This is a genomic window from Cognatundibacterium oligocarboniphilum, from assembly GCF_013377855.1.
In the GTDB taxonomy this organism is placed as follows: domain Bacteria; phylum Pseudomonadota; class Gammaproteobacteria; order Burkholderiales; family Burkholderiaceae_D; genus Undibacterium; species Undibacterium oligocarboniphilum.
Genome location: NZ_JABXYJ010000004.1, coordinates 242,446 through 263,199, shown reverse-complemented (window position 1 = coordinate 263,199; position 20,754 = coordinate 242,446). Strand labels below are relative to the sequence as shown.

Here is a 20,754-nt window from a genome sequence, read left to right as displayed (position 1 = left end):
TTTATGATCAAATGCTGTACTGACCTGCACGGGGATTTTGATGCTCTTCATCCTGATATTTCACGACCACCAGGATAAGCTGACGGTACGTCAGCAGCACATGGCGGCCCATCTTGACTGGCTCAGCCAGCATCAGCAGTCAATCCGGGTCGCAGGATCACTGCGTATCGAACCAGAGCAGGCGCCTCTGGGAGCCTGCTGGATCGTTGAGGCAGCAGGCAAAGCAGCAGTCAATGCACTCATCGTCACAGACCCATTCTGGCAACATGGATTGCGTGCCAGCGTTGAAATCCTGCACTGGTCAAAAGCATTTCCCGATCAGTCCACACCGATCTGATCAGGATATTTGTGATTCACAAAAAACGGTTTCGATACAGAAGCTAGACAACACCATGAAACCCTTACCCAGAAACACTCTCTGAAAACGTCAGTCATTTTGTGTACTAAAAAAAATGTTATGTTATTAAGTGTTTCAATTGCAAAAAGTGCCTGTATCCGAGCCTCTGCGTACCTTCTAAGCATACTAGACGTTCAGGAAACCCTCTAAGCCAAAGAGAACCATCGTGCGTATTGCTCTAATTCTTCAAGCAACCAAATATCGGCAAGTTGACATGCTCTTTCATGGGATTAATTTACAGATGCTTACGCATCCTTTTTTGTGACATCCAAAAATTCTGTGCAGGCGACTGGCTGCGTACCAGATTGCGTACTTATTTTACGATAGGTAGAATTATATTTTTCCGTCTGTGCAAGGGGACTGTTAAATTTAGTAAAATGTGTTTACATTCGGTATTTGAAATTTGAGATGTCGAAATAAGTGCAGTACGCAAGATATTAAGGGATGACTAGTGACATAAATTAGCGTCCTTGTTGCCTGATAAGGCGGGAGATAAAGGTTGGTCATAGCAAGTAACCGCTTATTTATTGAGGCTGTTCTATGGATAGTTCGCACCAGTTCACCATGGCGGGATTTATCGGTGGAACTGGGGAGTTGGCAAACGACGTACATCCGGTTCAAACGTTGGGGCGAGACGGGTGTATGGCAAAGCATCGTTGAGGCAGTCAGCCATGCAGGGATATGAAATTATTGATGGTAGACAGCACAATTGTGCGAGTTCATCTACATTCAGCCGACACCCAAAAAACAGGTCGGCAAGCCATAGGTCGTTCGCGTAACGGATTAACCAGCAAGATTCATGTGGCAGTGGATGGGGTAGGTAATCCGGTTGGCAGCATTTAGACGATGCTTTCTAAGAGTAGTTGTGGTTCTTTTGGTTTGCGCCCACCACCAACTCTGCTTTGGTAAGGTTGGTCTGGCACACGTTGGTGCACTGGAATTACTGGCTGCACGCAGCTCCCAAAAAAATATCTGTGATTTCCCGTGATTCGCTTTTGTCATCTCGCCTCAAAGCACAGTCATCGGAATCGCATATGGAAACGAATTATCGTTTATTTACGGATGCTTTTTAAATTTACTTAAAATTTTTTTGACTTCGTGGTAAAATTTGCAACTCAACAATTCACTCAAGTTGGAAAATAATAGTAATAAGAAAGGTTTTAATGGCATTGTTTCCGGTTTTCTTGTCTGTTGTTTTGGTAATGCGTAACCAAGCCACTCAGCTTGAAAAAATACTTAAAGATGCCGAGGTCGGTTTGGCCGGGCTGGTCAGCGACTACGAACTTATCATTGTGGACAACGCCTCAAACGACGACAGCGTTGCCGTTTTGAAAGTGCTCACGGGTGAGCAGGGGTTCGCCAATTTGCAGGTGTACGCCCTGACCAAAGAGGTCGATGCTGACACCGCGTCCTGGGTCGGCTTGGAAAACGCCCTAGGCGACTTTGTCGCTGTGATTAATCCCTTGGAAGACGATGTCAACTTTTTACCGACGATGCTGGACAAGGCAGTCAGTGGTGTCGAGGTCGTTTTTGCCAGCAATGCGCAAAAATCACCGCAAAGTCTGGCATACCGTGTTGCGTATGCGACTTTTAACAGCCTCTACAAGCGCTTGAATGGCATTCACCTTGCCAAGGAGGCACCGCAATATCGGGTGCTGAGCAAACGCGTGGTTAACTTCATTCTGCAGCACCCACAACCCGCCGTAAGCTACCGTCATTTGCCGGCCACTGGCGGTTTTGCGCAAAGCAACCTTGACTACAGCGCGCCACCCAAAACAGAGCAGCCCAAGCGCTTGTGGGAAAGCGTGGATCGGGGCATGAGGCTACTTGTGTCAACCACACGTGCGCCCATGCGCTTGGTCACCATGCTGTCCATGTTCGGCGCGTTCGCCAACCTGCTGTATTCGTTTTATGTGGTGGCTGTTGGTTTGTTTAAGTCGGATGTGGCGCCCGGTTGGGTGAGTCTGTCGCTCCAGCAGTCCGGCATGTTCTTTCTGATCTCAATGGTGTTGCTGGTTCTTGGCGAATATATCGTCAATATGGTTAGTCTGTCGAACGAAGGTCCGCTCTACCATGTGGGGCAAGAGTTCACTAGCGCCCGCATGACCCGGCACGAAAAGCTCAATATCGAAGAAGTCGCCGCAAAATCAATTGCGCCTAATGGGCTTATGGGCGTTGGCCTTGAACGCGTGCCAAAATGAGTGGCGCCACCGCCCAACAAGATGCAATCATCATCGGTGGTGGCTTTTACGGTGCTGCCATTGCCATTTACCTGACCAAGGAACGCGGGTTCAAACGCATTATGTTGATCGAGCGTGAGCCAGCTTTATTAAAGCGTGCGTCCTACAACAACCAGGCCCGCGTACACAACGGCTACCATTACCCACGTAGCTTCACCACGGCCTACCGCAGCCGAGTTAATCTACCCAAGTTTGTGCGTGACTGGCCGAATGCAGTCAAACAGGACTTCACCAAGCTATACGCCATCGCCCGGCGCAACTCCAAAGTCACCGCCCGGCAGTTTGAACGCTTTTGTCATGAAATTGGTGCCAAAATTCAACCCGCAGCACCCGCACAAGCGGCTTTGTTTGAGCCGCGCCTGATTGAAGCTGTCTTTCTGGTTGAAGAGTACGCCTTTGATACAACCGAGCTGGCCAGTTGGGTTGCTGCGGAATTGAAGGCATGCGGCATTCAGACGCGTTTGCAAACTCGGGTGACGGCTATAGCTAATGGCCCACATGGCGGGCTACAGGTGACAGCCGCCCCCGAACAAGGCTATGAGGAGCTTTACACCAGCCGCTTCATCTTTAACTGCACTTACAGTGGGTTGAACCAATTCAAGGGCGATTTTCCTGGTACCCAAACCCGGCTGAAACAGGAAATAACTGAGATGGCGTTGATGCAGGCTCCGCCCGCACTGAAGGGGCTGGGTATCACGGTAATGGATGGTCCGTTCTTTTCGATGATGCCGTTTCCAGCGCGTGGTCTGCACACTCTGTCCCATGTGCGTTACACGCCGCATCTGCACTGGAATGATGCACAAGGAATAGATCCTTACCAAAAATTAACCAACTATGACCAAGCGACGCGGGTTGACCGTATGGTACGTGATGTGGGTCGCTATCTGCCTGCCGTACTGGATGCTAAATATGTCGAATCTTTGTTTGAAGTGAAAACCATTTTGGTGAAAAACGAAGGGGATGACGGGCGACCTATTTTATTTGAGAAGCATCCGGAATTGCCGGGGTGTTATTCGGTATTGGGCGGGAAGATTGATAATATTTATGATGTACTAACGAAATTAGAAAATGAAAGTCTTTAAGTGACCCAATTCACCAAAAAACTGATATTTGTTTTTGTCTTTATATTATTTCCGATTGGACTGGCATTCGATGTTAACTTAACCAAGCCATTAACCGACGGGTTCCACGAGGGTGAATACATTGGTAATCTCCATGCCATTCGTAGTTACTACTCCGGAATATCTGTTTTTCCAATGTTGATACATGGGGCAATGGATTATTTGCCATCAATTTTAGCGAGCGTGATTGCAAGTGATAGTCATCTATTGATCTGGACTCGTTTTTTAAATATTCTCGCGGTAGCCTTATGTTGGGTTTTGTATATAGATTTGTCTCGCATCATGCTAAGGGAGCAGTCAGAGAAAATAGTATGGGGTCTATTGTTCTACGTATTGTTTCTTTGGATGGCTATCGCCACAGGGGATGATCCACTAAAAAAACAACAAGCTTTTTTAGGAACTCGGGATCTATTCTTACTTCTTAGTCTTTGGGTCGGTGCAAGGGCTTTGTATTGCCGCAGTGTATCAAGTGCCTATTTCCATATGATTGCATCAGGTGCATTTGCCGCTATGTCTTTTTATTGGAGCTACGATCGTGGTATTTTGTCTGCAATATGGGTAATAATTTATGCAGTGACGCTGCTTTTTCAGAGAAACGGAGCCTCCGCGTTCGCTATTGCTCTTGGCTACATCGCCACGTTGGTGATTGTTTCGCAATCAACGATCTTTGGCTCACTTCTAGATAATTATCACAACATTGTTTATTGGTTAAAAAATACTCAAGACGTCTGGTTTTTAGCTTTTAAGTATAAACTGCCAGCATTGCCTGGCGCATTAGCAATGCTGATTTTTTCGCTAGTTGTTATATTTCATGCCATCATAAAGTCAACTCATCAGGGAAAACAAAGATTGCTACCTATTGCGTTGGGGCTCATCTTTATTCAATTGGTTTTTCTCACCAAGATGTACAGTTTGCCAGGATTTCCAACTAGCTATTACTTTGTTTGGCCTTCGTTTTTTTTGCTAATCTTAATGCCACCAAAATCAGACATGGTCCGTGGAGTGAATGAACATCTAGCTCAGTTGTTCAGTTATGTAAATAGAACCTACGCAGTGCTCAGTAGATCAGATAAAAGGATTATTTGGGGCGTCGAATTATTATTAATAATAATATTTTCTAATTCGATTGTCTCTGATCTTAATAAGGCTAGACAATTAGTTCATCCATTGCCTGATCAAGTGTTGATTGATGGTAAACATTATGGGATAGACGCAGCAAATCGATATAATTTTGATTGCGTGTTCTTGTGGTCAAACGAAGGAGTATTCTCGCTGCTATTAAAAAAAACTTATTGCACCAAATACACATATGCCGTGTATATATCAAAGAATGACGAGGCTTCTGTATTAAACGAATTAAGAAATAATCCACCTGGGCTTATCGTCTACGACTCACCCTTCTGGTCTATGAATATTTATGGTCGGCACATGCGTGATCGTTTACCGGCCATTAATCGATTTATTCAAGAAAATTACATATTTCACGATTCAGGTAATGGCTATGTATTCGCCACACCAAAATAATAAAGAGAGTAGCAATGAATGCACTAATTGGTTACACGGGTTTTGTTGGGGGTACTCTGTTAAGTCAAACAGATTTTGGAGTAACTTATCGCTCTAGGACTATAAGCGCTATTGAAGGTAATGTTTTTGATACGGTTGTTTGCGCTGCTGCCCCAGCACAAAAATGGATTGCCAATCGGGATCCGCTTGCCGACAGTCAAAACATCCACAGGCTGATCGCGCACCTCAAGACCGTCACCTGCAACACCTTCGTTCTGATCAGCACCGTCGATGTCTTCAAATACCCTATCGGCGTTGATGAGGATACCTCGGTTGACGAGGAAGGTTTGCATGCCTATGGTCTACATCGGCGTTTGCTTGAGAAATTTATTGAGAGTCACTTTCCCAGGCACCTGATTGTACGGCTCCCCGGTCTTGTCGGCCCCGGTCTGCGCAAGAATGTGATCTTTGATTTTTTGAACGACAACAATCTGCAGTCTATCGACAGCCGTGGTATTTTTCAGTTCTATCCAATGGTCAATTTGTGGAGGGACATTCAAACGGCGCTGCAAGCAGACTTGAAGTTGGTACATCTGACCGCCGAGCCAATCAGCGTAGCAGAGTTGTCGGAATTGGGATTTGGCAAAACGTTCGACCAACCTTCGGCCAACCAAGCAGTCATCTATGACATGCGCACACGCCATGCCGCGGTATTTGGTGGTAAGGGCCACTACCAATACAGCCAACGCGAAACCCTTCTGGCCGTTCGTGCCTATGCTCAGTCGGAACCAAAGACTCTGCCACTCAAAGATGGGGGGAGCGCATGAGGCTGGGCATTTCTAACATTGCCTGGGACATAACAGAAGACGATGCACTTGCCGCCTTGCTGCAACGCTACAAAGTGGATGCCATCGACATTGTCCCTGGCAAGTATTTTCCAAAGCCGGGGGAGGCCATGGAAGCTGACATCTTGCGGGTCAGGCAATGGTGGATGGACCGCGGCATCGAAATTAGCGGTATGCAGGCCTTGCTCTTTAACACCCAGGGGCTTAACGTCTTTGGCACGCCAGAGTTACAGACTGCGCTGCTGAACCATCTGGACGCGGTGTGCCGGATCGGCGAGATTCTGGGGGCTCCACGCATGGTTTTTGGTTCTCCCAAAAACCGAGACCGTAGTGGTCTGAGTTATGATGAGACGATGGCAATCGCCACGTCGTTTTTCCGGCGACTAGGCGATATAGCGGCCTCACACGGCGTGATGATTTGTCTGGAGCCTAATCCCACTTGCTATGGTGCTAATTTCATGACCACTAGCTTTGAGACTGAGCAGGTGGTCCGCCAAATTGCCCACACAGCTATCCGCATGCAGTTTGACACCGGGGCGTTAACCATCAATGGGGAAGACCCGGCCACTGTGTTGCAGATGAGCGCTGGACTGATCGGTCATGTGCACGCGAGTGAACCCAATTTGTTGCCGCTGGGCGATGGTAACACGGACCATTCCGCCATGTGCCAGGCCTTGTCACAGAATCTGCCACACCACCTGGTCACTATTGAGATGTTGACCACTCAGCAGGAATCGCATTTGGAGTCGATTGAGCGCGCGCTTGGGGTAGCCATTGCTCACTACCGCAGTAAAGCCAAGGGTCTGAGTTCATGAAGTGGCTGATTTTGATTCTGGGCATTACCGCCAACGCATCGGCCAGTGTGTTAGTCAAGTTGGCGATGATGCCACCGCGCCAGTTTCCGTCGTTGCGTGATCCCTTGGGTACCATGAGCAACTGGCCATTTTGGCTGGGCCTAGGCTTGTATGGGGCCGCATTTCTGCTGTATGCCGCTGCACTCTCGCGCTTGCCACTGAATGTGGCGCACCCCGTGTTGACTTCGGGTGCGGTGGCGGCTGTGGCGCTGCTGTCGGTGCTGCTTTTCAAAGAGCCGTTTTACTGGACCACCGGCCTAGGCATTTTGCTGGTGGTTACCGGTGTGGTGCTGATTACGGCGCGGGTCGCCTGAGTTTGTCGGAATAAAAACATGAATACATCTATCGATACAAGTGTGCGTACCTCATGGCAGGTGCCTACGTTCAATACACCCCTATGGTTGGAGAGGCAACACACCTATTGCGTAGTGATCCCGGTGATTAACGAAGGGGCGCGAATTGGCAGTCTACTGGATCGGATGGCAACCTTGCAGATTGCCGCCATGGCAGACATCATCATCGTCGACGGTGGCAGTACCGATGGTTCTTTGGCCATTGATCGCTTGCAGGCGCAAGGTGTGCGTGGCCTGCTGGTCAAGACCGGACCGGGAAAATTGAGTGGGCAACTACGCTGTGCTTATGCATTTGCATTGGATCAGGGTTACGAGGGCATCATCTCGATTGACGGCAATGACAAGGACGACCCGGCAGCTATTCCGCGCTTTATCGAGGAGCTGCAGCAAGGGCTGGATTTTGTTCAGGCATCACGCTTTGTGCCCGGCGGCGTGGCTGAAAACACGCCGTTATCCCGTGACTTTGCTATCCGCTTCATCCATGCACCTATGCTGAGCCTGTTTTCTGGTTTCAATTGGACAGACACCACACAGGGGTTTAGGGCCTACAGCCGAAAAATGTTACTTGATCCGAAAATTGCTCCGTTTCGCAATATATTCCAGACCTATGAACTGCTGGCATATTTGTCGTACCGGGTACCTAAACTTGGCTATCGATGTGTGGAGCTACCCACTATTCGGCGTTATCCAAAAGGCGAGGTACCAACTAAGATCAGCAGTTTCAAGGGGAATTTGTCGGTGCTACAGGTGCTTTTTAAGGCGTGTTTTGGTGCCTACAACTGCAAATAAACGGATTACAATTTTTTGATGGAACGCGGTGATTTGCTGATATTCGGAAATAAACAGCATCTAAAAGAGCAGTGCCATGCGGGTATAGCTAACGTTTTCGTTGCATAAAAGCCATACTATCTTGGTCCGGAATCGAACCTGCACTCTTTTCAGAGGGGGATACTGAGTCGGCTTACTTGCCGATACAAAAGCGGGAAAAAATCACCCCCAGCAAATCATCGGAACTGAATTCGCCGGTGATACTGTTCAGACGATCCTGCGTCAGACGCAGCTCTTCCGCAAACAGATCCAGCGACTGATCGTTCTGTGCCGCATATTCAGCAGCCTGCTGGAGATGTTCATGGGCGTGTTTCAGGGCGATCAGATGGCGTTCGCGCGCCAGGTAAAGCGATTCGCCGGTCTGCTCCCAGCCGGCGATGCGCAATAACTCCTGACGCAATAACTCGATGCCGGCATGCTCCTGCGCCGACAGGTAGATATGCGTGGCATCACTCATCTGGTCGACGCCGGGATGATGGCCGGACAGATCAATCTTGTTCCATACGCGGATCACCGGCACACCATCGGGAAAGCGCGCCACGATTGCCTCATCGGCACGGGTCGGGCCGCGGCTGGCATCCAGCAGATGCAGAATCACATCTGCCTTGTCGACCTCCGCCCAGGTACGTTCGATGCCGATCCGCTCGACCGTGTCAATCGCATTGACGATGCCACCCGGCTCCGCATCATCATGTTCATGGCGGATACCGGCAGTATCAATGATGTTCAGCGGTATGCCTTCGATGTGGATGGTCTCTGTCACTTTGTCGCGGGTGGTACCGGCGATCGGTGTGACAATGGCCACCTCATCGCCGGCCAGGGCATTCAATAAGGACGATTTGCCGACATTCGGCTGACCTGCCAGAACAACATTCAGACCGGCGCGCAATAAAGCGCCCTGTGCGGCCTGGTCAAATACTTTTTGCAACGCCGCCTGTATCGTGGTGAGCTGGCCGCGTGCATCGGATTTTTCCAGAAAATCGATTTCCTCTTCCGGAAAATCCAGCGTCGCCTCGACCAGCATGCGCAGATGCACAACCTTGTCGACCAGTTCATGGATCACTTTGGAAAACGCGCCGGACAAAGATTGCGATGCGGACTTGGCCGCCGCTTCGGTGGAGGCTTCGATCAGATCGGACACCGCCTCCGCCTGCGCCAGATCAAGCTTGTCGTTCAGAAAAGCACGCTGGGTGAATTCACCCGGTTGCGCCAGCCGCAAGCCGCCGTCTTTGCCGGCCTCAAGGCAGCGCGCCAGCAACATCTGCATCACCACCGGGCCGCCGTGCCCCTGCAGTTCGAGCACCTCCTCGCCAGTGTAGGAATGCGGGGCGTTGAAATACAGCACAATCCCCTGATCGATGATGCTGTTATCAGCGTGCCGGAATGGCAGATAGCTGGCATGGCGCGGCTTCAACACCGTATTGCCAAACAAAGCGCGGATAATGGGTGCCAGATTTCTGCCAGAAATGCGGACGACGCCGATGCCGCCGCGTCCGGGTGCGGTAGCGATGGCGGCAATAGGAACAGGATCGTAAATCATGATGAAATTTTATCGTTGCCCGCACTCCGGAGGTGCGGAATTTTAATCGGTGCTGTGACGCAAATGCCACAGATATGCAGGATGCGGCCCTGAATGCCCCATTCCGCGGCAGACAGACTGGACGATTCTGCACTCGAAACAAAAAAGCCCGCTGACTGCGGGCTTTTTTGGCTGGCCGTTATGCCTTATGTTCAGGCGGGATCAGCTTATTGTTAATCACCCATTGCTGGCCAATCGACAGGATATTATTCACAACCCAGTACAGCACCAGACCGGACGGGAAGAAGAAGAACATGACCGAGAAAATCAGGGGCATGAACATCATCATCTTCGCCTGCACCGGATCAGCCGGAGCCGGATTAAGCTTGGTCGTGATGAACATCGAGATTGCATAAATCAGCGGCAAAATAAACAGCGGATCCGGCGAAGTCAGGTCGGTAATCCAGCCAGTCCACGGTGCACCGCGCATTTCCACGCTGGCCTGCAACACCCAGTACAACGCCAGAAATACCGGCATCTGGATCAGGATAGGGAAACAGCCGCCGAGAGGGTTGATTTTTTCGGTTTTGTACAATTCCATCATGGCCTGATTCATTTTTTGCGGATCGTTTTTATAACGTTCGCGCACTGCCTGCATCTTCGGCGTGACGACCTTCATTTTTGCCATGCTGCGATAACCGGCAGCCGACAGCGGAAACAGTGCCAGTTTGATCGAGATCGTAAAGACAACAATCGTCCAGCCCCAGTTACCGATCAGACCATGAATCAGCTCCATCAGCCAGAACAACGGCTTGGCGATGAGGGCGAGAATACCGTAATCCTTCACCAGCTCCAGACCTGGTGCAATTTTTTCCAGTGTCGCGGTCGATTGCGGACCGGAATACAGCACTGCGTCGCTGTCTTTGGCAGCGCCCGGCGCAATCGTACCCAGCTGCAAAATGGTGCTGATGGAATACACGTTATCGCGCACCTTCTCGGTACGGAATTCACGCGCCCCTTTGTCCTGGGGAACAAACGCCGAGACAAAGAAATGCTGAATCACGGCGACCCAGCCATTATCTGCCGATTTCACATGACTGTTATTGCTGCTGCCGGGCTGCTCCTGCTCGGCCTTGTGGATTTTTTCAAAGTCCAGCTTCTGGAATTTCTCTGCCTCGGTATAAATGGCCGGTGCGTAAAACTCGCTCGGGCCGGTAAACATGGAACCGCCGGCAGGCTTGGTGCCGTCATGAATCAGTTGCAGGTACAGTGCCGGTGTAATCGGCGCTGCAGTGTTATTGGTCACCGTGTGTTTGACGCCAATCGCATAGTCGCCTTTTTTGAAGGTCAGCGTTTTGGTCAGTTTCACACCACCCTGCTGCGATTCCAGCACCAGCTGCACGCTGTCAGCGCCGTCGAGACTGCGCTTGCCCGGCAAAGCGGTAAACACGGACTTGTGATTCGGCAACGCTGCATTCGCCAGACCGGTCTGCGCCAGATACGTGCGGGTTTCACCGGCATCAAATAACACCACATTCCGTTCGGTTTTGGCTTTTTCTTTCAGACCAACCGCTTCAAGAAATGGCAGATAGAAATGTTCCGGTGCCGGATGATCTTTGTATTTCAGCAATTCCAGTCGTCTGACCTCGCCACCCAGTGTATCGATATCCACCTTAATCACATCCGTTGTGATCGTGATCAGTTCAGTTTTGGCGGCAACCGCAGTGGCGTTTGCAGAACTGGCGGCAACGCTGTCAGAATTGACTGCAGGAGCCGCAATGCCAGCAGCGCCTGTTGCAGAGGCCGCAGCCGGTTTAGCCTGCTGTGTGCTGGCTGCCGGGAAAAACATCGAAGATTTGCCGTTGTGGCGCATCCAGTTATCCCATAACAGCAGCAACGACATGGAAAAAATAACCCACAGGACGGTACGTTTAATATCCATTTTTTATGTCAGGAAAGATGTGAAGAATGACCAGCATCACCAGAATGTTCATGATGACACTTGCCGGATGTGGGGACGGTTTCTGTTTTTTCAGCAACAGGCGGAACATGATCGACACCGCCCGGATGCCAGGGATGGCATTTGCACACACGCCGGCCCGCCAGATAGCTGCCCCTGGCGGCGCCATGCAACCGGATTGCTTCGGCGGCATATTCGGAACAATTGGGATAAAAACGGCAGTTCTGCCCCAGCATAGGGCTGATTGCATACTTGTAAAAGCGCAATAACAGGAGCAGCAGCGTTTTCATATCAACCCGTTTGCTGGCAAGCTGGCGCCGCGAACAGGCGCAAAATTTCCGCCCGCAACTCCCGCCTGAGGCAGGCAGTCGTGGCGGGGCCGTCTTTACTATTGACCGGCCGGGACAGGCGCACGATGCAATCAACGTTTTTCAGTGCAGCGCACCTGAAAATCTCACGCGTGACACGTTTGATCGTGTTGCGCGTGACTGCGCGCGGCGCGAACCGTTTGGCGGCCACGACGCCCAGACGGGCATGCGATAAATGGTTCGCTCTGGCATACAGAACAAAGTGCGATGTCCTGAACACGGGACGCAAACGAAAAACGGATGAAAACTCATCCGTTTTAACGATACGCCGGATACGGGCAAAATCCGCATTGCCTGCACCAGCCTGAACTGAATCAGCTGAATAATTGATCATGCGTTTTCAGCCTGGGCCGTCGCAGACCAACATGGATAATCAGGCTGCCAGGCGTTTACGGCCTTTGGCACGGCGTGCATTCAGAACAGCGCGGCCACCGCGGGTTGCCATACGTGCGCGGAAACCGTGAGTGCGCTTGCGGCGAACGACGGAAGGTTGGTAAGTACGTTTCATGTTGGTCTCGCTATTTGAGCAATAAAAAAAATCGGAATTACGGATAAAGGCTGTCGTGCGTACGACTTCGGCTCACGCATTTCGTCAGGCCTTTCGCCTTTACTGCCCCAAAACCGCTGCTCATGGCTGCTGCAATACCGATATAGACATAGAGGTAATGCACTATCCAATAAAAGAGGGTAGGGAACCCTGAATTAGACACCATTTTTAGCTTACGTGTCAATCACTTAGCGCAAATTTTAATCGTCCCCGGATTTCCCGGCTGCTGCAGCGCACAGAATAAATTTAATGCAGCGGCTGTGGATAACTCGGTCAGTCGCGGTTAAAATAGAGGATTAGCGCGGCACCGGTTTATGCCTTTCAGGCAACTTTCCTGGCAAATTCGATCATTGGCCGGACAGGTTAAAAGAACTGCTGCGGATCCTGCCTTCCGGGCTGCTTCCCGGTACTCACTCAGGTTCTGTACGGTTTTGATAGATGCGGACCGCGCATTTGCATTTAATACAGTAAAGTTATTCATGGAAAATTTCTGGCAAGCCTGTTCGTCACAACTAGAGCAAGAGCTTCCTTCGCAACAATTCAGCGCCTGGATCAAACCGCTTGTCCCGCTTGATTTCGAGAACGGCAAGCTGCGCATTGCCGCGCCCAACCGCTTCAAGCTGGATTGGGTCAAGGCGCAATTCGCCAATCGCATCAGCGAGCTGGCCAACCAGTACTGGGACGATGCGGTTGAAGTGCAGTTCGTGCTGGACCCGCGCGGCGGAAAGAAGCCAGCAGCCGCTCCGGCACCGGCGACAGTCCGCCACGGTGCTCAGGATACAGAGCCGGGCGTGGCTTCCGTCGAAATTATCAATGAAAGCAGCGCGCCCGAAGTCTCGCCGCGGCGCGACCTGAGTCGCATCAACGTCGAGTTGACATTCGACAGTTTTGTGACCGGTAAGGCGAATCAACTCGCGCGCGCAGCAGCCATCCAGGTGGCAAATAATCCGGGTGTGTCCTATAACCCGCTGTTTCTGTATGGCGGCGTCGGGCTCGGCAAGACTCACCTGATCCATGCGATCGGCAACCAGATTCTGGTCGATAACCCGAATGCCAAAATCCGCTACATCCACGCCGAACAGTATGTGCGCGACGTAGTGACCGCCTACCAGCGCAAAGGTTTCGACGAATTCAAACGCTACTACCACTCGCTCGATCTGTTGCTGATTGATGATATTCAGTTCTTCGGCGGCAAGAGCCGGACGCAGGAAGAGTTTTTCTATGCCTTTGAGGCGCTGATCGCGGCAAAAAAACAGATCATTATCACCAGCGATACTTATCCGAAAGAAATCACCGGCATGGACGACCGTCTGATTTCGCGTTTCGACTCCGGCCTGACGGTCGCGATCGAGCCGCCGGAACTGGAAATGCGGGTTGCCATTTTGCTCAAAAAAGCCCATTCCGAAGGTGTGCATTTTTCGGATGACGTGGCGTTTTTCGTTGCCAAACATCTGCGCTCGAACGTACGCGAACTCGAAGGCGCATTGCGCAAAATTCTGGCGTATTCCCGTTTCCACGGCAAAGACATCACGATTGATGTCGTCAAGGAAGCTCTGAAAGATTTACTGTCGGTGCAGAACCGACAGATTTCGGTAGAAAATATCCAGAAAACCGTGGCTGATTTTTTCAACATCAAAGTCGCCGATATGTATTCGAAAAAACGTCCGGCCAATATCGCCAGACCACGCCAGATTGCGATGTATCTGGCAAAAGAACTGACGCAGAAGAGTTTGCCTGAAATCGGCGAATTGTTTGGCGGACGCGATCACACCACAGTCTTGCATGCAGTCCGCAAGATTACGGCGGACCGCACCAAAAACCCGGAGTGCAATCACGAACTGCATGTGCTGGAACAGACACTCAAAGGTTGACCGGTATGAAGCAAACAGGTTGCCAGAATAAAGTCTGCCTTTATTCTTTTAACAAAGCACAGGACATTTCCGGCAACCCGGCATGACAGTAGATAGTAAGCGTTCAGTATTAAGACGTACAAAAAACATCATTGATCAATGACAACCACAGCGAGGATTTCAAATGCAATTGGTTAAAACCCACCGGGATACCCTGCTCCGGCCTTTGCAAATTGTGAGTGGTATTGTCGAGCGTCGGCACACTTTGCCGATTCTGGCCAATATTCTCATCCGTAAAGACGGTGAACAGGTATCTTTCCTCTCTACAGACATCGAAGTACAAATCACAACCAAAGCAGAAATCGGCTCGGGTGGTGACAACATCGCCACGACCGTCGCGGCGCGCAAACTGCTCGATATTCTGCGCGCCCTGCCCGATGACCAGGATGTGGTGCTGAAGCTGGACAACAAGCGCATGAGCGTGCAGTCTGGTAAATCACGGTTTTCGCTGCAGACGCTGGCGGCAGAAGAATTCCCGACTGTAGCGCAGGCCGAGCATTTCAACGCCAGCGTCAGCCTGCCGCAAAAAACCCTGAAACACCTGTTCAACATGGTGCATTTCTCCATGGCGCAACAGGATATCCGCTACTACCTGAACGGCTTGCTGCTGGTGGTGGATGGCAAAAACGTGATCGCCGTTGCCACCGACGGCCACCGTCTGGCGTATTGCCAGGTCGAAGTCGAACAGGAATTTCCTCGTCACGAAGTCATCATTCCGCGCAAAACCATTCTCGAATTACAGCGTCTGCTGGAAGACAAAGACGATCCTGTGCAGATCGACATTGCGAATAATCAGGTCAAACTGACTTTCGCTGATATTGAACTGATTTCCAAGCTGGTCGAAGGCAAATTCCCCGACTTTAACCGCGTGATCCCGAAAGGCTATAAAAACAGCTTCACGCTCGGCCGTGAGCAATTGCTGCGTTCCCTGCAGCGCGCCGCAATCATGACCTCGGACAAGTTCAAGGGTGTACGCTGCGTGATCACGCCGGGCAGTATGCAGATTTTGTCGACCAATGCCGATCAGGAAGAGGCGATGGAAGAAATCGAAATCGATTACAGCGGCGACAGCGTAGACATCGGTTTCAATGTCAGTTATCTGCTGGATGTGCTGAACAACCTGAAATGCGATCAGGTCAGCATCTCGTTGGGCGACTCCAATTCGTCAGCGCTGATCACGATTCCAGATAATACTGACTTTAAATATGTCGTGATGCCTATGCGCATTTAAGGCTGATGAAGCCTGAGCGCACCTCTTTTGTCAGCAGCAGAGGTGCGTCGCGAGGGGCATGCCAGCAGCCAGTCTCCGGTGCCGGATCAGCGTGTGCAATCTGGTTAGTTCATTTCAGCTGCAAGCACGCCTGTCCCTCTCCCCGCCCTCTGCCGTCAAAGTAAGAGGGTGCCGGAACCCCAGATCAGTTAGAACCAGTCATACCAAATAACAGAAGGTAGCCATGTCCGATAACACCCAAGACAACACTCCAGCGCAGCCCAATCAATCTTACGGCGCGTCCTCCATCCAGATTCTGGAAGGCCTGGAAGCCGTGCGTAAGCGCCCCGGCATGTACATTGGCGATACCTCGGACGGCACCGGTTTGCATCATCTGGTATTTGAAGTGCTGGATAACTCGATTGACGAATCCTTGGCCGGGCACTGTACCGAAATCAACGTCACGATTCATTCGGATAACTCGATTTCGATTACCGACAATGGCCGCGGTATTCCGACCGGCATTAAATGGGACGACAAAAATGATCCCAAGCGCAGCGCCGCTGAAATCGTGATGACCGAGCTGCATGCCGGCGGTAAGTTCGATCAGAACTCGTATAAAGTTTCCGGCGGTCTGCATGGCGTGGGCGTGTCCTGCGTAAATGCGCTGTCCAAATTGCTGAAGCTGACGATCCGCCGCGATGGCAAAGTGCATCAGATGGAATTTGCCAGAGGCGTGGTGCAAAATCGCGAAATCGAAACCGTGGACGGCGTCGTCACATCCCCGATCAAAGTCACCGGCGAAACCGACAAGCGCGGTACCGAAGTGCATTTCTGGGCGGATGAAGAAATCTTCAATCACGTCGAATTCCACTACGAAATTTTATCCAAACGCATACGTGAATTGTCGTTCCTGAATAATGGCGTACGCATCAAATTGAACGACCACCGCACCGGCAAGGAAGAGTTGTTTGCATTCGAAGGCGGCACCCGCGGCTTTGTGGAATACATCAACAAAAACAAAAGCGTCCTGCACCCGACCATTTTCCAGGCCACCGGCGAGCGCCAGTCGGATCAGGGCACAACCATTACCGTGGATGTCTCCATGCAATGGAATGACGCATATAACGAGCAAGTACTGTGCTTTACCAATAACATCCCGCAACGCGACGGCGGCACCCACTTAACCGGCCTGCGCGCTGCGATGACCCGCGTCATCAACAAATACATCGAAGAAAACGACTTCGCCAAGAAAGCCAAAGTCGAAGTCAGCGGTGACGACATGCGCGAGGGTCTGACCTGTGTGCTGTCCGTCAAAGTGCCGGAACCGAAATTCAGCTCGCAGACCAAAGACAAACTGGTGTCCTCCGAAGTGCGCGGCCCGGTCGAAGAAATCGTCGCCAAAACACTGACCGACTTCCTGATGGAAAAGCCGAACGATGCCAAAATCATTTGTGGCAAGATCGTCGAGGCGGCCCGCGCCCGTGAAGCCGCCCGTAAAGCCCGCGAACTCACTCGCCGCAAAGGCGTGATGGACGGCCTGGGTTTGTCCTCGAAACTGGCGGACTGCCAGGAAAAAGACCCGGCACTGTGCGAACTCTACATCGTCGAGGGTGACTCTGCGGGCGGCTCGGCCAAACAAGGCCGCGATCGTAAATTCCAGGCCATCCTGCCGCTGCGCGGTAAAGTGCTGAACGTCGAAAAAGCGCGCTTTGAAAAAATGCTGTCTTCCGAACAGATCACCACCCTGATCGCCACGCTGGGCACTTCCATCGGTCCCGATGAATTCAATGTCGACAAACTGCGCTATCACCGCATCATCATCATGACCGATGCCGACGTCGACGGTGCGCACATCCGCACCCTGCTGCTGACCCTGTTCTACCGCCAGATGCCCCAACTGGTGGAGCGCGGTCACATCTACATCGCCCAGCCACCGCTGTACAAAGTCAAGGCCGGCCGCGATGAACGCTATCTGAAAGATGATGCCGAAGAAGCACAATACATGATGACAGTCGCCCTGACCGGTGCCGCACTGATCCCGGCTACCGGTGCCGATGCCATCACGGGCGAGGCGCTGGGCGAACTGGTGCGCCAGTACAACCTGGCCAACGCCGTCATGACTCGCTTATCCCGTCTGATTGACCGCGCAGCACTGACCGCCATCATGACCGGCGTCACCCTGAAACTCGATAGCGCAGAAAATGCACAAACATCAGCCGACGCCATGACCGCCGCGATTGCCGACCCATCCGTCAAAGCAGTGGTACGCAGCGACGAATTGTCCGGCAGCTTCAGCCTGCGCGTAGAACGTCTGCATCACGGCAATATCAAAGTCAGCCACATCGATGCCGATTTTGTCGATGGGATCGACTGCAAAGTGCTGGAAAACGCCGCCAACACCTTCAAAGGTCTGATCGGCGAAGGCGCTTTCATCCGTCGCGGCGAAGGCGAAAAAGCCAAGGAAATCGCAGTACAAGACTTCCACAACGCCATGCTGTGGCTGCGCGACGAAGCCGAACGCGGCGTCTCCAAACAGCGCTACAAAGGACTGGGCGAAATGAATCCAGAACAACTGTGGGAAACCACCATGGATCCCACCGTGCGCCGCCTGCTGAAAGTGCAAATCGAAGACGCCATCGCCGCCGACCAGATTTTCACAACGTTGATGGGCGACGACGTGGAGCCGCGCCGCGCTTTCATCGAAGGCAATGCGTTGAGGGCGGGGAATATTGACGTGTAACGTTGTGTAGACTCCGCCACTGATGCTTCTGCAGGTTCCACTTTAATAGCACCGAGGAACTTTGAAATGTGTCTGGTCCGACGCCACTCGACCATTTTGGATCATCAGCAAGAAAAGATCTGAGCACATCATTTGAGCTAGATAGGAAAATCTAAAAAATTGAGAGAAAAGATCAAAGCTTTCCTATTTTGGAGTTCTACTGCATTGATTTAGAAAGTTGACTATCCAAGCTAAAATAGGATCCTACAATAACAAAAAAGCCTTGCCGCTTGGCCGAGCTTTTTTGTTGAATGAGAAAATATAAAACAGTAAGGCCGGATACATATTATCGACACGTATTTTCAGTCATTCGCCCCTGCGAGGCGCATAAACATTGCGCGACAAGGCCGCACTGAATTAAGATTTTTCTTTATCAGAATACCAGCGAAGAAATCATGGCTATTCAACTCGACCTGAGCTCACTAGAAAATGCCTTGCAACGTCTGAGCGAAGCATTACAAGCCTACGCTGCTGATGCACACAATTCACTTTATCGCGATGCGTGCATTCAACGCTTTGAATTCTGCTACGAGCTCTCACACAAGATGCTCAAGCGTTATCTCGAACTTGCAGCAGCTAATCCGGTTGAAATCGATGAGCTGCCATTCGCGGACTTAATCAGGACAGGCAGCGAGCAAGGCTTACTGCGCAACGGCTGGGATCGCTGGAAAGATTACCGTAAAGCACGGAGTATCACCAGCCATACCTATGACGAATCCAAAGCGATCGAAGTCATTCAAATCGTGCCGGATTTTTTGCTTGAGGGGCAGGCATTAATCGCAGAACTGAAAAAACGCGGTACACCCCCAACGTGAAACACGTGATGACAAATCCAGCCAACATACAGCCAAACATCGCCATCACGCCAGAGCAATGGCGGATCGTCTCTGCCATATTGCAAAAACACGTCCCAGAGAACGAAGTTTGGGCGTTTGGCTCAAGGGCAACCCACACTGAAAAATCTTATTCAGATCTGGATCTCGCCATCATCGGCAATACCTCTTTAACACTCAGTTTGCTCGCCGCAATTGAACACGATTTCTCCGAGTCAGATTTACCGTTCAAGGTCGACGTGATTGATTGGGCGACGATAAGTCCAGCGTTTCGCAGAATTATTGAAAATCACAAGGTGGTTGTGCAATTTTAACTAATATAGCAGTGTGAGAGCTCCCCTGATTCCCCAGTTGATAAGTTTAGGCTAATCATTACCTAATCAATCTCCGTATCCAAAGCTGACATCTACTTTCTTCAAAGACACGTTTGTTTAAATTTTGCGGTCATTAACCTTGCAAAAAAATCGTCTATGGCTCGACCTTGATCATCCGTTAATGGTAGATCTACTAAATCCAAACGATCAAATTCATGGCAGTCATGATCCAATTCTTCATCATAATCTTCAAAAAATAACTCTGGTATTCCAACTGCCAATGCATCGAAATACATCTCATCTAACAGCACTTGCTTTAACAATGAACTAAGAACGGTGACTCCCCAAATATAGAAAGTTAAAAATCCATCCTCAATTTGACACCTCACTCGCAATTTCCGCGCATGCTATGATCGACGCGGCGACCAAGCTACCTATTACTCGACAAATCGATGCATTAATTTATTTCAAGGAAACCCTATGCCTCAACTTAAACTGACCTATTTCGATTTTCACGGTGGCCGTGGTGAGCCGGTTCGGCTGGCGTTGGCGATTGGCGGAGTGGCGTTTGAGGATCACCGTTTTGCATATCCTGAATTTGCCGATGTGCGTCAAACTGCCCCGTTCGGACAGGTGCCTGTGCTGGAGGTGGATGGGGTAAAAGTGACGCAGTGTGATGCGATGCTGCGCTATGCAGGCAAGCTGGCGGGTTTGTATCCGACAGATCCTTTGCAGGCTTTGTACTGCGATGAAGTCAGTTTCGTGGTAGAGGAAGCGGGCATCAAAATAGGGCCGACCTTTCGCATGACAGGTGAAGAGCAAAAGGCGGCGCGGCTGGCGCTGGTGAATGGGTCGATGTCGGTGTATCTGCGCTGGCTGGAACAGCAGTTACTCGCACATGGCGGTGAATACTTCGCCGATGGCCGCCTGACGGTGGCTGACCTGAAAGTGTTTGTCGATATCCGCGCGCTGAATTCCGGTCGTCTGGACCATGTACCGACAGACCTGGTGCAGCAAGTCGCACCAGCGCTGAATGCGCACATGGCGCGCATTGCAGCACTGCCGGCAGTGCAGGCGTATTACGCTAAATTTGCGAAATAAACCGGCTGTCTCGTTCGCCGGTTTTCATACAGACCGCCTGTTATCATGCAGGTGGTTTTTTGTTTGGCC

Annotated in this window: 21 protein-coding genes; 15 read left to right on the top strand and 6 right to left on the bottom strand. The window is 51.0% G+C overall.

The window, feature by feature from the left end:
- The first annotated feature begins 40 nt into the window (after nt 1-40).
- The 9 genes from HV832_RS08450 (at nt 41) to HV832_RS08410 (ending at nt 8,102) form a co-directional block, all read left to right on the top strand.
- Nucleotides 41-337 carry a YciI family protein gene (locus tag HV832_RS08450; RefSeq protein WP_176803160.1) on the top strand — a complete coding sequence of 99 codons (297 nt, stop codon included), beginning with the start codon at nt 41-43 and terminating at the stop codon, nt 335-337.
- A gap of 559 nt (nt 338-896) precedes the next feature.
- On the top strand, nt 897-1,082 hold the full coding sequence (locus HV832_RS17590) for a transposase (RefSeq protein WP_176803158.1): 186 nt from the start codon (nt 897-899) through the stop codon (nt 1,080-1,082).
- 478 nt (nt 1,083-1,560) lie between these two features.
- Entirely contained in the window at nt 1,561-2,598 is a 1,038-nt protein-coding gene (locus HV832_RS08440; RefSeq protein ID WP_176803156.1) for a glycosyltransferase, read from the top strand.
- Entirely contained in the window at nt 2,595-3,719 is a 1,125-nt protein-coding gene (locus HV832_RS08435; RefSeq protein ID WP_176803154.1) for an FAD-dependent oxidoreductase, read from the top strand. The genes HV832_RS08440 and HV832_RS08435 overlap by 4 nt, the downstream gene beginning before the upstream one ends.
- Nucleotides 3,720-5,282, top strand: coding sequence for a hypothetical protein (locus HV832_RS08430; protein ID WP_176803152.1), 1,563 nt, complete (start codon nt 3,720-3,722; stop codon nt 5,280-5,282). It begins immediately after the preceding gene.
- A gap of 14 nt (nt 5,283-5,296) precedes the next feature.
- Nucleotides 5,297-6,088: an NAD(P)-dependent oxidoreductase gene (locus HV832_RS08425; protein ID WP_176803150.1), complete on the top strand. Its 792-nt coding sequence runs from the start codon at nt 5,297-5,299 to the stop codon at nt 6,086-6,088.
- The gene (locus HV832_RS08420; RefSeq protein WP_176803148.1) at nt 6,085-6,921 is read left to right on the top strand and encodes a sugar phosphate isomerase/epimerase family protein; all 837 of its coding nucleotides are present in this window, start codon (nt 6,085-6,087) and stop codon (nt 6,919-6,921) included. Before HV832_RS08425 ends, HV832_RS08420 begins: the two co-directional genes overlap by 4 nt.
- On the top strand, nt 6,918-7,274 hold the full coding sequence (locus HV832_RS08415; RefSeq protein WP_176803147.1) for a DMT family transporter: 357 nt from the start codon (nt 6,918-6,920) through the stop codon (nt 7,272-7,274). The genes HV832_RS08420 and HV832_RS08415 overlap by 4 nt, the downstream gene beginning before the upstream one ends.
- A gap of 18 nt (nt 7,275-7,292) precedes the next feature.
- Nucleotides 7,293-8,102, top strand: coding sequence for a glycosyltransferase family 2 protein (locus HV832_RS08410; protein ID WP_176803145.1), 810 nt, complete (start codon nt 7,293-7,295; stop codon nt 8,100-8,102).
- Between the two features lie 172 nt (nt 8,103-8,274).
- Here HV832_RS08410 and mnmE read toward each other — a convergent pair whose 3' ends face one another.
- The 5 genes from mnmE to rpmH form a co-directional block, all read right to left on the bottom strand.
- Nucleotides 8,275-9,681 carry a tRNA uridine-5-carboxymethylaminomethyl(34) synthesis GTPase MnmE gene (gene mnmE, locus HV832_RS08405; protein ID WP_176803143.1) on the bottom strand — a complete coding sequence of 469 codons (1,407 nt, stop codon included), beginning with the start codon at nt 9,679-9,681 and terminating at the stop codon, nt 8,275-8,277.
- A 178-nt stretch (nt 9,682-9,859) separates the two neighbouring features.
- A complete protein-coding gene (gene yidC, locus HV832_RS08400) occupies nt 9,860-11,602 on the bottom strand; it encodes a membrane protein insertase YidC (protein ID WP_176803141.1) in 1,743 nt (580 codons plus the stop codon).
- Between the two features lie 8 nt (nt 11,603-11,610).
- Nucleotides 11,611-11,910 carry a membrane protein insertion efficiency factor YidD gene (gene yidD / locus HV832_RS08395; protein ID WP_176803139.1) on the bottom strand — a complete coding sequence of 100 codons (300 nt, stop codon included), beginning with the start codon at nt 11,908-11,910 and terminating at the stop codon, nt 11,611-11,613.
- Between the two features lies 1 nt (nt 11,911).
- On the bottom strand, nt 11,912-12,322 hold the full coding sequence (rnpA, locus tag HV832_RS08390) for a ribonuclease P protein component (RefSeq protein WP_176803137.1): 411 nt from the start codon (nt 12,320-12,322) through the stop codon (nt 11,912-11,914).
- A 39-nt stretch (nt 12,323-12,361) separates the two neighbouring features.
- Complete coding sequence (rpmH, locus tag HV832_RS08385) at nt 12,362-12,496, bottom strand: 50S ribosomal protein L34 (protein ID WP_061535510.1); 135 nt, start codon at nt 12,494-12,496, stop codon at nt 12,362-12,364.
- A gap of 518 nt (nt 12,497-13,014) precedes the next feature.
- Between rpmH and dnaA the strand changes: the two genes are divergently transcribed.
- From dnaA to HV832_RS08360, 5 genes are all read left to right on the top strand, one after another.
- On the top strand, nt 13,015-14,406 hold the full coding sequence (dnaA, locus tag HV832_RS08380; RefSeq protein ID WP_176803136.1) for a chromosomal replication initiator protein DnaA: 1,392 nt from the start codon (nt 13,015-13,017) through the stop codon (nt 14,404-14,406).
- Nucleotides 14,407-14,569: 163 nt separating this feature from the next.
- Nucleotides 14,570-15,676 carry a DNA polymerase III subunit beta gene (gene dnaN / locus HV832_RS08375; protein ID WP_176803134.1) on the top strand — a complete coding sequence of 369 codons (1,107 nt, stop codon included), beginning with the start codon at nt 14,570-14,572 and terminating at the stop codon, nt 15,674-15,676.
- 223 nt (nt 15,677-15,899) lie between these two features.
- Entirely contained in the window at nt 15,900-18,398 is a 2,499-nt protein-coding gene (gene gyrB / locus HV832_RS08370; RefSeq protein ID WP_176803133.1) for a DNA topoisomerase (ATP-hydrolyzing) subunit B, read from the top strand.
- 434 nt (nt 18,399-18,832) lie between these two features.
- Nucleotides 18,833-19,252 (top strand): nucleotidyltransferase substrate binding protein, encoded by a 420-nt coding sequence (locus HV832_RS08365; protein ID WP_176803131.1) that lies wholly within the window; start codon nt 18,833-18,835, stop codon nt 19,250-19,252.
- Nucleotides 19,253-19,260: 8 nt separating this feature from the next.
- Nucleotides 19,261-19,584, top strand: a complete 324-nt coding sequence (locus HV832_RS08360; RefSeq protein ID WP_176803129.1) for a nucleotidyltransferase family protein — start codon at nt 19,261-19,263, stop codon at nt 19,582-19,584.
- 101 nt (nt 19,585-19,685) lie between these two features.
- Here the strand turns inward: HV832_RS08360 and HV832_RS08355 are convergent, their stop codons facing one another.
- Nucleotides 19,686-19,973, bottom strand: coding sequence for a hypothetical protein (locus HV832_RS08355; RefSeq protein WP_176803127.1), 288 nt, complete (start codon nt 19,971-19,973; stop codon nt 19,686-19,688).
- A 91-nt stretch (nt 19,974-20,064) separates the two neighbouring features.
- Here HV832_RS08355 and HV832_RS08350 point away from each other — a divergent pair, with 91 nt between their 5' ends.
- Nucleotides 20,065-20,685, top strand: a complete 621-nt coding sequence (locus HV832_RS08350; RefSeq protein ID WP_176803125.1) for a glutathione S-transferase — start codon at nt 20,065-20,067, stop codon at nt 20,683-20,685.
- Nucleotides 20,686-20,754: the final 69 nt, after the last annotated feature.